Consider the following 12,632-nt stretch of genomic DNA (forward strand, 5'->3'; position numbering starts at 1 on the left):
GGTTGTCGGCGGCGCGCTTGAGCGACTCGACGATGTGGCGCGGCGTGGGCAGATCAGGGTCGCCGATCGAGAGGCTGATGACGTCAATACCCTTGCTCGCGACCTCCTTCTTCAGGCGGTCAAGCTCGGCAAAAAGGTAGGACGGTAACAGACCCAGTCGAGAAGCAGTCTTGATTTGCACCTGTCGAAACAGCCTCAGACCACAAAAACCTAGTCATAACTAACATATTGTTCGGAGCGTCGGAACTACTTGCAGCAATAAATCGCCGTTCTCGCGCAATGGAAATCCACAGGCGGATGCTCTGCTCCGAGCGCCGCAGGCAACCGGTAACATTAACTTTGCTTGATTGAGAACGATCGTATTGTTAGAAATTTTAACCGTCGTACGGTGGCGCAACGGCGCACTTTGGGATTATTCACAAGCCTTACCGTCAGCAATGAACCGGATAATCCTCCCGCTGGCCTTGTTGATGCTCGTCATGGGCGGGGCGGTGATCGCGCTGTCGCAACGGCCGTGGGCGCCGCGTAATGACGTGGTTCAGCCGATACCGTTTAGCCATCGCGTACACGCCGGAGTCAACAAAATTCCCTGCCAGTATTGCCACGCCTATGCGAGCCGATCGTCCGAGCCCGGAATCCCCGCGGTGGCGCGATGCGTCGGATGTCACGGCAACGGAATTGCCGGGGGCGGAATCCAGCCTGTGACGCGGCCGTGGACGGACGACACGCCGGCGGCGTTTGAAATCCAGTGGAACCGCGTGTACACGCTGCCGGACTTCGTGCGTTTCACGCATCGGCCGCACATTCATGCCGGTATCGAATGCCAGAGCTGTCACGGGCCGGTGCAGACGATGGATCGCGTGGTGCCGGTGCATGAAATCAACATGGGATTTTGCGTGGACTGTCATACGGAGAAGAAAGCGACGCTCGACTGCGTGGGCTGTCATCACTGAGTGAGGAAGCGGATGCGCGAAGGAACGTCGATATCCAGGCGATCGTTTATCAAGCTGGCCGCGACTGCCGGCGCGGCGGCAGCGATCCCTGGCTGCGAGCCGGCGGCGCGCAAGCTGATCCCGTACGTGGTGCCCGACGAGAACGTCGTGCCGGGCGTCCCGAGTTTTTTTGCGACGACCTGCAACGAGTGCCCCGCGGGATGCGGTGTGGTGGCGCGAATTCGCGAAGGGCGGGTGGTCAAGCTTGAGGGAAATCCCGCGGATCCCATCGGCCAGGGAGCCTTGTGCGCTCGCGGGCAGGCTGCCTTGCAGGGCGTGTACAATCCGGACCGGCTCGCGCATCCGCAAGTTCGCGGCGGTGACGGCGCAATTCGGACAGCGTCGTGGGACGAGGCCGAGAAAATGTTCGGCGACCGGCTGGCGACGGCGGCGAAGGCGGGCAAGGATCGCGTCGCATTCTTTGGTGTGCCGAATGGACCGACGTTCAGCAAGATCGCGCTCGCGTTTGTCGCCGCTCACAATTCGTCGCGCGCGATATTTTACGAAGCAATCAACAATGAACCAACGCGGGCCGCGGCGAAGATGCTCTTCGGCCGGCGCGATCTGCCGATCTATCGAATCGATCAGGCCGAAGTGTTGATTTCCTTCGGTGCGGACTTTTTAGAGACCTGGCAATCGCCGGTGGAACTGGCGCGCCAATACTCGCAGTTCCGTACGCCGCAGAAGCGTCGCGGCACATTGACGATCGGGCGCTCTGCCTACGTCGGCCCGCGGCTCAGTATGACGGCGTCGAAGTGCGACGAATGGATTGCGACGGCTCCTGGAGCGCAAGCCGACGTGGCCTGGAGCGTACTCAACGTGCTGGTCAAGCAAGGCAAGGTTTCGCAGAATTCGGACTTTGATCTCGCGGCGCTCGGCAAGGCCGTGGAGAATTTCGATCCGGCTGCGACGAGCGCGCGGACCGGCGTACCCGTTGAGACGATCACGCGTCTGGGCGAGACATTCGGCAAGGCTGACGGCGCGCTGGCGATCGCGGGCACCGACGATTCGTCGGCGCATCTGGCGGCGATGATCCTAAATTCGGTGACCGGCAATTTCGGCAAAACGATAATGTTCTTCGAAGGCGCGCCGGCCGAAGATACCAGCACGCCCGATGAAGTGGACGCGGCGGTCGATGCGATGCGAGGCGGCGAAATCGACGTGCTGGTTATCGCGGGCGTGAATCCGGTCTTTACGATGCCGGCGTCGGCGCGAGTCGCCGAGGCATTGCAAAAAGTTCCGTTCGTCGTGTGGATGGGCGGCGTGCCCGACGAGACCGCCGCGATGGCGAGCCTTCTCATCCCGGCGCATCACCCGCTCGAATCGTGGCGCGATACGGCGCCGCGCGCGGGAATTCGCGGACTGGGACAGCCGGTGATGCAGCCGGTGTTCGACAGCAAGCCGGTCGGCGACATTCTGATCGCGGCCGCGGCGAAAACCTCGAGCACGAAACTTCCGTGGACCACTGCTGCGGAAGCGGTCAAGGCGGAATGGCTGGCGCTGGCTCCCAAAGCAGAGGATGAGAATCCGGAAGATTTCTGGATAAACGTCCGGCGCGAAGGCGGGTCGTTCGAGGAACAGCATCTTGCGGCGCTCAGCCTCGACACATCACCGTTCAAGGCGGCTGTACCGACCGCGGCTCAGATGGAACTTTCCGTTTACGCCTATCCACATATCTTCCTCTACGACGGACGCGGCGCCGACAAGCCGTGGCTGCAGGAATTGCCCGAGCCGGTCACCCAGCTCGTATGGGACAGTTGGGCCGAAGTCCATCCCGACACCGCGCGCAAACTCGGCGTCAGCAGGGACGACATCATCGAGATCAAAACTGAGCACGGAGCGATCGAGGCGCCGGTGCTGGTCGAGAGCAGCGTGCGTCCCGGCGTGATCGCGGTGCCGATTGGGCAGGGACATCGCGCGTACGGGCGCTATGCGAAAGACGTCGGCGCAAATACGTGGACGATTCTCGCAGCCGGCGCGACCTTTGCTGCCGCGACTGCGCGTGCGACCGGCACGACTCGCGCGCTGGTGACGCCGCTGGGTAAGAGCGACATGATGGGCCGCTCGATCGTCGAGGCGATGAGTATTGAGCAACTCGCGAGCGGCGTGGTTCCGAAGAGCGAGGCCGAGGAAGTTAGCGGGCCGTTCGAAATGTACGCGCCGTGGAAATATGCGGGGCACAAGTGGGGCATGACGATCGACGTCAATGCGTGTACGGGATGCAGTGCGTGCGTGACGGCGTGCTACGCGGAAAACAATGTGCCGACGGTCGGCAGAGACGGCGTCGATCGCGGACGAATCATGTCGTGGATTCGCATCGAGCGTTATTTTCCGAATGAGAAGGAAGCGGCGGAAGCACCCCAACTCTATCTCGCGCCGATGCTGTGCCAGCAATGCGATCACGCGCCGTGCGAGCCGGTCTGCCCGGTGTTCGCCTCGTATCACACCGAAGAAGGGCTCAACGGTCAGGTTTACAATCGATGCGTTGGCACGCGCTATTGCGAAAACAACTGTCCGTACAAGGTACGGCGGTTCAACTGGTTCGTGCCGGAGTGGCCCGCGCCGCTCAACCTGCAACTCAATCCCGATGTGACGGTGCGCGGCGCGGGTGTGATGGAGAAATGCACGTTCTGCGTGCAGCGAATCCAGTTCGCCGAGCTCAACGCGAAGACTGAAGATCGCCAGCTGCGCGACGGCGAGATCGTCACGGCCTGTCAGCAAGCGTGTCCGACACGGGCTATCACGTTCGGCGACAGCAACGATCCTGCGAGCGCGATGATGCGTCGTCGCGATGACAACAAGCTCCGCAACTATCGCGCGCTCGAAGAACTCAATACGCAACCGGCAATCACGTACCTGCGCGATCTCTATCGCGAGAAGGGAAAGGCCTGAGGTGGCAGCGGCGCCGAAAACAAACACGGAACCGAGCTACCGCGACATCGACCGCAGCGTGCTTCGGGTGATGGAGCCGGCGGGCCGCGCCTACTGGGCGTGGGTCGGGTTCTGTTTCACGCTGGTCGGCATCGCGGCTGGATTCTGGGCCCATCAGATCTACTCGGGACTGGGCGTGACGGGTCTTCGTCAGCCGGTCATGTGGGCAATCTACATTACAAACTTCGTTTTCTGGGTCGGTATAGCGCACTCGGGGACGTTGATCTCCGCGATTCTGTTCCTGTTCCGTACCAAGTGGCGCACTGCAGTTTATCGCGCAGCTGAGACGATGACTATATTTGCAGTAGCTACTGCGGGACTGTTCCCATTAATACATCTTGGCCGCGTGTGGTTTTTCTACTGGCTATTGCCATACCCTAATGAGAGATACCTACAACCCGACTTTCGATCGCCATTGGTGTGGGACGCGTTCGCAGTCAGTACCTATCTGACTATTAGCGCGTTGTTCTGGACGATGGGATTGATTCCCGATATCGCGAACGCGCGCGAGGCCGCGACCGGGTGGCGCAAGACGTTTTACACAGTGCTGGCGATGGGCTGGCAGGGTACCGACCGTCAGTGGCGGCACTATTCAATGGCGTACTTGCTAATGGCGGGATTAGCCACTCCGCTGGTGCTGTCGGTGCACTCGGTGGTGTCGTGGGATTTCGCGATGGCAATAAATCCCGGCTGGCACAGCACCATTTTCGCCCCATACTTTGTCGCCGGCGCGATTTTCTCCGGAGTCGCGATGGTTATTACGCTGCTAATTCCGATGCGCAAGCTGCTCGGTATCGAGGACCTGCTGACGGAGTGGCATTTCGACAATCTCGCCAAGGTCGTCCTGCTGACGTCGCTGGTCGTCTCCTACGCCTACATCACCGAAGCTTTCATGACCTGGTACGCAGGCGATCCAATAGAGCAGACGACATTCCACATGCGCTATTTCGGGCCGTGGGGATGGATGTACTGGGTAATGGTCTTGTGCAACTGCGTAATACCATTGTTGCTATTCTCCCCGCGCATCCGGGTGAACTTGCGCGCGCTTTGGGTAATCACAATTTTCGTGAACATCGGGATGTGGTTCGAGCGGTTCGTAATTATTGCGGGCTCGTTGACGGCGAACTTCGAGCCGTCGCAATGGGCCAGCTATCGTCCGTCGCTCACTGAAATAATGATCACGGTCGGCAGCTTCGCATGGTTCCTGGGGCTTTTCTCATTGTTTTCGAGGTTCCTGCCGATCATATCGATGACGGAACTCAAGGAAGGAATCGTCTGGCTGCGCAAGGCGCTCAAGAGAGATCGAGTCAGAGCTGCCGCATGAGCACGATTGCGATCATAAGTTCGTTTGCGGATGACGCTCAATGCGCGCACGCGATCGAGGAGCTTCGCGCGGCCAAGGTCGGCGACTTCAATACGTTCTCGCCGATCCCGAGCCACAGAATCGAACACGCTATCGGCTTGAAGAAGAGCCCGGTGCGATGGATCGTGCTGATGGGCGGAATCTCGGGCGTGCTTACCGGGCTGGCGATCACGATTGGAACCACCTACGAGTGGCGGCTCAATGCGGGTGGCAAACCGCTGCTGTCGTGGCCGCCGTTCATCATCATCTGCTTTGAATTGATGGTGCTGCTGGGCGGAATCTTCGGCTTTCTCGGCGTGCTGGGACTGTCGGGGATTCCTGCGGCCGAAATTGCACCGGGATACGACGGGCGGTTCGGCGAGGATCGATTTGGGGTCGTAGTTCGATGCGACGAGGACGAGGCGGCGCGGGTCGAGTCGATCATGAAAGACTCGGGCGCGGAAGAGGTCATGCGTGAAGGCGTCTAGCAAACGGCGATGAGCACCAATCTTCAAATGGCGCGTCGTGAGCGCGCGGTGATGAAGCCGCAACCGGTCGAGTCGGTGGCTGGCACGACGATGCGTGCGGTCGCGGGCGCGATGATCGTGATTGGCGCAATTGCGTTCGGGTTGGCGCTCATGCGAGGCGGGGCCGCGATCGCATGGGAGGCCTATCTCGTCAATTTACTGTTCTTCCTCGGCGTCGCGCAGGGTGCAGTCGTCGCGTCCGCGGCGTTTTATTTGACGCAAGCGAAGTGGGGTGGATCGACGCCGTATCGACTCGGCGAAGCGTTCGCGCCATTTCTGTGGGTAGGATTTTTTCTGTTTTTTGGATTGTACTTCGGCCGCAGCCTGATTTTTCCGTGGGTCACACATCCGATACCGCAGAAGGCCGCATGGCTGAACATTCCATTTCTCTTTGCGCGCGACGGAATCGGTCTTGGCGTGATAGCGGCGGCGAGCTTCGCGTTTATTCGCGTGTCGCGCGGCGACGATGCACAAGCGTGGACGATCGCCACCGACGACATCGAGTTGCCGCCACATTCGATACGATTCTGGGCGCCGCTGGTCGCGGTTTTGTTCGCGGTAGTCTATACGCTGATCTCGTTCGATTTGGTGATGTCGCTGGCGCCGGTGTGGCGCAGCACGCTTTTCGGCTGGTACTTTTTCGCCGGCGCTTTCTGGAGCGGATTGACCGCGATGGCTCTGGTAGCGACCGTGATGCGCGGCCGCTTGGGCGATCACAACCTCTTCACGAATCCCACCGTGATGCACGATTTCGGCAAGATGGTCTTTGCGTTCTCAGTATTCTGGATTTACCTGATGTTCGCTCAGTACATCGTGATCTGGTACGGCGACCTGCCGGTAGAAACCTTCTTTATCGTTCAGCGGGTTCATCACATGCCATGGTCTCCACTGTCGGTGGCTTGTCTCGTACTGATCTGGATGATCCCATTCGTGGTGCTGATGAGCGTGCGGACCAAAAAATCGCCGGCGATTCTGGGCACGGTGTCTGCGCTGGGACTCATCGGGATATGGCTCGAGCGTTACGTGTTGGTGATTCCGTCGCTGTCGCTCGACGCGATTCCTTTTGGGCCGACGCAGTTTCTGATCTCGATCGGGTTTGTGGGCGCATTTCTGATTTGTGCCGTGCCGGGACTGAACCGCGTCGCGCAGGCTGCGACCTCCGGAGAACCGGTTGGAGACGACGCGGAATGAGCGGGCGCGGCATAAATAGGTACTCGATCGCCTCGATAACTATGCGAGTGGCTATTGCACTGACTTTTGCCGGATGCTCGTCGACGGACCGACCGATGACGACGGTCTCGCCGAAGTCGGATCTCGCGAATTGGATTCAGAGTCTCTACATCGATGTGACGGTGTGGGACGCGATCATTCTGGCGATCGTGGTCACCGCATTCATCCTCGCGGTGTTCGTTTTCTCTTCACGAGTGGGCGAAGCGGCTCCGGCGGCAACCGCGTCGTCCGACCTGGGCCTCGAAATCGTGTGGACGCTCGGCCCTGCGCTCGTGTTGCTGATGATCTCCGTGCCGACGATACGTACGATTTTTCGCTCGCAGCCGGCGGTCGCGCCTGCGGGCGCGCTCGAGATCAAAGTCGTCGCGCATCAGTGGTGGTGGGAATTCGACTATCCCGACGGCGCCAAGGCCAGCAACGAACTGCATATCCCCGTCAACCGGCCGATTCGATTGCTGCTGGAATCGCCCGACGTCATTCATAGCTTCTGGGTGCCGCAACTTGGCGGCAAGCGCGACGTGGTGCCCGGCCAGATCAACGAGCTGACCTTCGTCGCGACGGTGCCGGGAATGTATCCCGGGCAATGCGCGGAGTTCTGCGGCCTGTCGCACGCGAATATGCGCTTCCGAACGTTCGTCGATTCGCCGGACGATTTCGCGAAGTGGGATAGAGAGCAGCTCGCAGGGCCGGTCGCAACTCCGGCGACCGATCAGTTGGCGTCAGACGGCGCAAAAGTTTTCGCCGACAGTCCGTGCACGACCTGCCACATGATCCAGGGCGTCTCGAAGGGGTACATCGGACCTGACCTGACGCATTTCGGCGGCCGCACGACGCTGGCCGCCGGGGTCCTGCAGAACACGCCCGCCAACGTCGCGAAGTGGATCGAGAATCCACAAGAGATCAAGCCGGGCGCGAACATGCCGCCGCTGCTGCTGCCCGGACCGAAGCTGAACGCGCTGGTCGCGTATCTCGAGAGTCTGAAATAGGGAGCGAGGAATGGCTGCGCAACCGAAACCATTGCCAGTGCATCAGCCGAGCTACCTCGAAGGTGGCGGCATCGTCGGATGGCTGACGACGATCGATCATAAGCGGGTCGCCGTGATGTATCTCGCCAGTGCGCTGTTCTTCATGGCGTTCGGCGGGCTCGAAGCGATGGCGATTCGCGTACAGCTGTGGCATCCGGACAATCACGCGCTGTCGGCGGCGACCTACAACGCGTTCTTCACGATGCATGGGACGACGATGATCTTCCTGGTCGTGATGCCGCTGCTGCTCGGATTTCTGGGCAACTTCCTGATCCCGTTGCAGATCGGCGCGCGCGACGTTGCGTTCCCTCGCCTCAATGCACTGAGCTTCTGGCTGGCTCTCGTCGCGGGAATCCTGCTCCATCTCGGCTGGATACGCGGCGGACTTCCGGACGCAGGATGGTTCGGCTACGCGAACCTGACCGAGCGCTACTTCACCCCCGGCCTCGCGATCGATTGGTGGGTGGTCGGTCTGCTCGTGTCAGGCACTTCGACGGTGCTCACGGGCCTGAACTTCCTGACGACGATCATCGCGATGCGCGCGCCGGGCATGACCTACATGCGCATGCCGATGTTCATCTGGTCGCTGCTGGTGACCTCGATCCTGATCCTGATCGCGTTTCCCGCGCTCACGATCGGTTTGATTTTTCTGCTGTTCGATCGTTTCTTCGATACTCACTTTTACGTCGCATCCGCCGGCGCTACGCCGATCCTTTGGCAGCATCTGTTCTGGCTGTTCGGCCATCCCGAAGTGTACATCATGGCGCTGCCGGCTTTCGGGATCATCTCCGAAGTGATCCCGACCTTTTCGCGCAAGCCGCTATTCGGCTATCCGATGATGGCGTATTCGATCTGCCTGATCGCATTCCTGTCGTACGGCGTGTGGGGACATCACATGTTCGCGACGGGGATGGGCCCGGTGGCTGATTCCGCGTTCGCGATCACCTCGATGCTGATCGCGATTCCCACCGGCGTCAAAGTCTTCAGCTGGATCGCGACGGTCTGGGGCGGCTCGCTGCGCATGACGACTGCATTTTATTTCGCGCTTGGGATGATACTCGAGTTCACGATCGGCGGACTCAGCGGAATCATGCACGCGTCGGCGCCGATCGATCTCCAGCAGACCGACTCGTACTTCGTCGTCGCGCATTTTCACTACGTGCTGTTCGGCGGCGCGATGTTCGCGATCCTGTCGGCATTCTATTACTGGTGGCCGAAAATCACCGGCCGCATGCTGGGCGAGCGGATTGGCAAGTGGCACTTCTGGCTGACGGTGGTCGGATTCAATGTCACGTTTTTTCCGATGCACATCGTCGGGATGTGGGGGATGCCGCGACGCACTTACACGTACGGCGCCGACATGGGCTGGACGCATCTCAACCAGCTCGAGACGGTTGGCGCGTTCATTCTCGGCATCGCGTTCCTGCTTTTCTACATCAACATTTTCAAAAGTCTCATCGGCGGAGAGCGTGCGCCCGCTGATCCGTGGGACGGACGCAGCCTCGAATGGTCCACACCATCGCCGCCGCCGGCGTACAACTTCGCGACGATCCCGCAAATCCGCGGACGTGACGCATGGTGGATTCTGAAATACGGTCGCGCGGGCTCGCGCGGCGTCGCCGCTTATATGTCGGGGCAAACGCCGACGCTATCGCAAGCTGCGCAGCCCGTTGACGTCGAGCATATCCACATGCCCGCGCCTTCAATCTTCCCGCTGGTGATGAGTCTTGGCGTTGGCACGATGGGCTTGGGGCTGATCATCGACTGGTATCGTATCGTGATCATCGGCGCGGTGGTCGTGGTGCTGTCGATCATCGGGATGGGATTCGAGTACGCGGACTTCGGCCAGGAGTCGCACGATCCGGAGCATGCGCCGTCGTCGGGCGGAATCGACGTGCGCAAAATCGGCATCTGGTCGTTCATCGGGTCGGAGTGCGTATTCTTCGCGAGCTTGATCTCGACCTTCATCGTTTACAAATCGCGCAGCGTCACCGGTCCCGGGCCGGAAATCCTGAACATCCCGCTCACCTCGTTCAGCACCTTCATCCTGCTGATGAGTTCACTACTGATGGTGCTGGCACTCGCGGCGACGCAGCGCGGCGACAAGCGATGGGAGCGAATCTGGCTCGGCGGCACCGTCCTGTTCGGGCTGATTTTTCTCTGCGGCCAGGTTTACGAGTTCACCAGCTTCATGCACGAAGGCATGGGACTGACCACCAACCTCTTCTCGCAGTCGTTCTTCGTGCTGGTTGGATTCCACGGCGCGCACGTCGCGATCGGCGTGCTGTGGTTGTCGGTACTGTTGGTCGCCGCGATGACCGGCAACCTCGGCAAGTCGCGTGCGCTATCGGTCGAACTCGCGGGACTCTACTGGCATTTCGTCGACGTCGTGTGGATCATCATTTTTACTCTCGTCTATCTGATGCAGGCGGTACCAGGAGCATGAGCGATATTGCGGACACCCACGGCGGGCAGGTTCATCATCCCGGTGCGGCGACCTACCTCATCATCGCCGCGTTCCTCGTCGTGTTAACGGCGATGGAGATCACCGTCTTCTACGTGCACGCGCTGCGCCCGGTGCTGGTGCCGGTGCTGATCGTGCTGGCCGCCGCAAAATTCGCGCTGGTCGCGATGTTCTACATGCATCTGAAGTACGACGGCTGGCTGCTGACGGGGGTGTTCGTCTTTCCGTTGATGATGGCGGGAATCTTGCTGCTCGCGCTCATCCTGCTTTTTGCGTACCTGTCGAATCACATGGCGCCGATTGGATAGCGGCGTTTGACGATGGATATTTTCGGCGAACATCCGAGCATCCCGATAGGAATCGCGGTCCTGATCGCGATTTACCTTGGCGCATGCCGCGTGGCCGGCCGCAGACCGACGCGGCGTCAGGCGATGTGGTTCGCGATCGCGATGGGCGCGATCCTGTTCACGCACACGGAGCTCGATGAACTCGCCGACGCGCGAATCTTCTCGATGCACATGCTGCAGCATCTGATGCAGACCTTCGTGATCCCGCCGCTGTTACTATTGGGGACGCCGGGCTGGATGCTGCGGCCGTGGATCCTCAGCCGGCCGTTCAAGCCCGTCGCGCGGTTGCTTACGACACCGGTAGTCGCGTTCCTGATTTTTTCAGCGGTCTTCGTCACCGCGCATTTTCCGCCGATCTTCGATCGGATGTGCCGCGACGAAAATTTTCACATCTTCCTGCATCTGCTCTTCATGGCGGCCGGCATCCTGTTGTGGTGGCCGATCCTGAGTCCTCTCCCCGAGTTGCCGCGACTCTCGTACCCGGCGCAAATCCTCTACCTGTTCCTGCTGATGATCCCGATGACCGCGGTCGCCGCGCCGATAACGCTCGCGACCCGCGTGATCTATCCCTGGTACACCGAGAGCGCGCACGGATGGGGCCTCAAGCCGCTCGAAGACCAGGTGCTCGGCGGCCTGATCATGTGGATCGGTCAAGGCACCTACCTGATGTTCGTGTTCACGTTCATCTTCTACAAATGGCAGCAGCGCGAAGACGAGGATGTTCCGGTTCTGCCGGTATCGACGCCGCCCGAGCTGCGCGTCGTGCCAGCGCGAAGCGTCGCACACTCGTAAGTCGATGTTATGGCTGGTTGCAGCAGACCTCGTAACGGTGATTCACGCGGCTTACGTCGCGTTTGTGGTCATCGGATTCGTGGCCATTCTGGTCGGCTGGGCAGCAGGATGGCATTGGATCCGGAACTTCTATTTTCGGCTGGTTCACGTCGCAATGATCCTGTTCGTGTGTTGCGAGGCGCTGATTGGAACAACCTGTCCACTCACCGTCTGGGAGAATATATTGCGAGCAAAAGGAGGCGAGTCCGGCTACTCGCGCGATTTCGTCGGATACTGGCTCGATTCGCTGATCTTCTATCAGGCTCAGCCGTGGGTGTTCACGACCGTCTACCTGACCTTCGGCGCCTTGGTGCTCGTGACACTTTGGTTCGTGCCGATGCAGCGGCCGACTGCAAACCGCTCAGCTGCTTCAAATTTCACCCGACGAAATTCGGTTTCGTGATGCAGGAGATTTCGAGCAAGGTTACTCGCTTGCCGGGTGCTGATCTTGTGGGTTAGTAGTTGACGCATGGAACACTCGAGGACGCGGATCATTATCGACGGAGCGATCGCCGGCATCATCGGCGCCGTCATGGTCGCGGTCTGGTTCCTGCTCTTCGATCTGATTCGCGGCCACGCACTTGAAACGCCCGCGTTGCTCGCGGCCACGATTCTCCACGGCTCGCATAGTCACGAAGTTCATCACGGGCTGGCGGTATTGGCGCTGGAGTATTCGTTAATCCATTTCGGCGCGTTCATCACGTTCGGAATCGCCGGAGGATTGCTGCTCGAGGCGTGCGAGACCGAGTCGTCGCTGCTGTTTTCGCTGGTGATTTTTTTCGTCGCGTTCGAGGTCTTCTTCATCGCAGTCGTGCTGTTCCTCGGGCCGAACGTGATGGTGGAACTGACCTGGTGGGGCATCATCGTCGGCAACCTGCTCGCCACCGCCGCGATGCTCTCGTATTTTTTCTGGCGGCATCCCGCGCTCGCGTTCAATCTGCTC

At 60.1% G+C, this 12,632-nt stretch carries 11 protein-coding genes and 1 pseudogene; 11 read left to right on the plus strand and 1 reads right to left on the minus strand.

Going from position 1 to position 12,632, the window contains the following annotated elements; translation table 11 throughout:
- Window positions 1-181: pseudogene (locus VIW95_RS16630) on the minus strand (LL-diaminopimelate aminotransferase); the annotation flags it as partial.
- 256 nt (window positions 182-437) lie between these two features.
- Between VIW95_RS16630 and VIW95_RS16635 the strand changes: the two are divergent.
- The 11 genes from VIW95_RS16635 to VIW95_RS16685 all read left to right on the plus strand — a co-directional run.
- Complete coding sequence (locus tag VIW95_RS16635; protein WP_331588621.1) at window positions 438-953, plus strand: cytochrome c3 family protein; 516 nt, start codon at window positions 438-440, stop codon at window positions 951-953.
- Window positions 954-965: 12 nt separating this feature from the next.
- Complete coding sequence (locus tag VIW95_RS16640) at window positions 966-3,884, plus strand: molybdopterin-dependent oxidoreductase (protein WP_331588623.1); 2,919 nt, start codon at window positions 966-968, stop codon at window positions 3,882-3,884.
- Window position 3,885: 1 nt separating this feature from the next.
- Window positions 3,886-5,247, plus strand: a complete 1,362-nt coding sequence (gene nrfD, locus VIW95_RS16645) for an NrfD/PsrC family molybdoenzyme membrane anchor subunit (protein WP_331588625.1) — start codon at window positions 3,886-3,888, stop codon at window positions 5,245-5,247.
- Window positions 5,244-5,753 carry a DUF3341 domain-containing protein gene (locus VIW95_RS16650; protein ID WP_331588627.1) on the plus strand — a complete coding sequence of 170 codons (510 nt, stop codon included), beginning with the start codon at window positions 5,244-5,246 and terminating at the stop codon, window positions 5,751-5,753. The genes nrfD (VIW95_RS16645) and VIW95_RS16650 overlap by 4 nt, the downstream gene beginning before the upstream one ends.
- A 9-nt stretch (window positions 5,754-5,762) precedes the next feature.
- A complete protein-coding gene (gene nrfD, locus VIW95_RS16655) occupies window positions 5,763-6,983 on the plus strand; it encodes an NrfD/PsrC family molybdoenzyme membrane anchor subunit (RefSeq protein ID WP_331588629.1) in 1,221 nt (406 codons plus the stop codon).
- 47 nt (window positions 6,984-7,030) lie between these two features.
- Window positions 7,031-8,008 carry a cytochrome c oxidase subunit II gene (gene coxB, locus VIW95_RS16660; RefSeq protein WP_331588631.1) on the plus strand — a complete coding sequence of 326 codons (978 nt, stop codon included), beginning with the start codon at window positions 7,031-7,033 and terminating at the stop codon, window positions 8,006-8,008.
- 10 nt (window positions 8,009-8,018) lie between these two features.
- The gene (gene ctaD / locus VIW95_RS16665) at window positions 8,019-10,493 is read left to right on the plus strand and encodes a cytochrome c oxidase subunit I (protein ID WP_331588633.1); all 2,475 of its coding nucleotides are present in this window, start codon (window positions 8,019-8,021) and stop codon (window positions 10,491-10,493) included.
- Window positions 10,490-10,819: a cytochrome C oxidase subunit IV family protein gene (locus tag VIW95_RS16670; protein WP_331588635.1), complete on the plus strand. Its 330-nt coding sequence runs from the start codon at window positions 10,490-10,492 to the stop codon at window positions 10,817-10,819. The genes ctaD and VIW95_RS16670 overlap by 4 nt, the downstream gene beginning before the upstream one ends.
- A 12-nt stretch (window positions 10,820-10,831) precedes the next feature.
- A complete protein-coding gene (locus VIW95_RS16675; protein ID WP_331588637.1) occupies window positions 10,832-11,650 on the plus strand; it encodes a cytochrome c oxidase assembly protein in 819 nt (272 codons plus the stop codon).
- A gap of 4 nt (window positions 11,651-11,654) precedes the next feature.
- Window positions 11,655-12,092 carry a DUF2784 domain-containing protein gene (locus VIW95_RS16680; protein WP_331588639.1) on the plus strand — a complete coding sequence of 146 codons (438 nt, stop codon included), beginning with the start codon at window positions 11,655-11,657 and terminating at the stop codon, window positions 12,090-12,092.
- Between the two features lie 66 nt (window positions 12,093-12,158).
- Window positions 12,159-12,632 (plus strand): hypothetical protein (locus tag VIW95_RS16685; protein ID WP_331588641.1); only part of this gene is annotated, 474 nt, incomplete at its 3' end.

The sequence above is a fragment of the Binatus sp. (SeqCode) genome, assembly GCF_036522015.1.
Classification (GTDB): Bacteria; Desulfobacterota; Binatia; order Binatales; family Binataceae; genus Binatus.

Excerpts from the sequence above, each read along its gene's own strand:
- VIW95_RS16635 (WP_331588621.1), top strand. The coding sequence starts at position 438 with ATGAACCGGATAATCCTCCCGCTGGCCTTGTTGATGCTCGTCATGGGC.
- VIW95_RS16640 (WP_331588623.1), top strand. The coding sequence starts at position 966 with ATGCGCGAAGGAACGTCGATATCCAGGCGATCGTTTATCAAGCTGGCC.
- VIW95_RS16650 (WP_331588627.1), top strand. The coding sequence starts at position 5,244 with ATGAGCACGATTGCGATCATAAGTTCGTTTGCGGATGACGCTCAATGC.
- nrfD (WP_331588629.1), top strand. The coding sequence starts at position 5,763 with ATGAGCACCAATCTTCAAATGGCGCGTCGTGAGCGCGCGGTGATGAAG.
- ctaD (WP_331588633.1), top strand. The coding sequence starts at position 8,019 with ATGGCTGCGCAACCGAAACCATTGCCAGTGCATCAGCCGAGCTACCTC.
- VIW95_RS16670 (WP_331588635.1), top strand. The coding sequence starts at position 10,490 with ATGAGCGATATTGCGGACACCCACGGCGGGCAGGTTCATCATCCCGGT.
- VIW95_RS16675 (WP_331588637.1), top strand. The coding sequence starts at position 10,832 with ATGGATATTTTCGGCGAACATCCGAGCATCCCGATAGGAATCGCGGTC.
- VIW95_RS16680 (WP_331588639.1), top strand. The coding sequence starts at position 11,655 with ATGTTATGGCTGGTTGCAGCAGACCTCGTAACGGTGATTCACGCGGCT.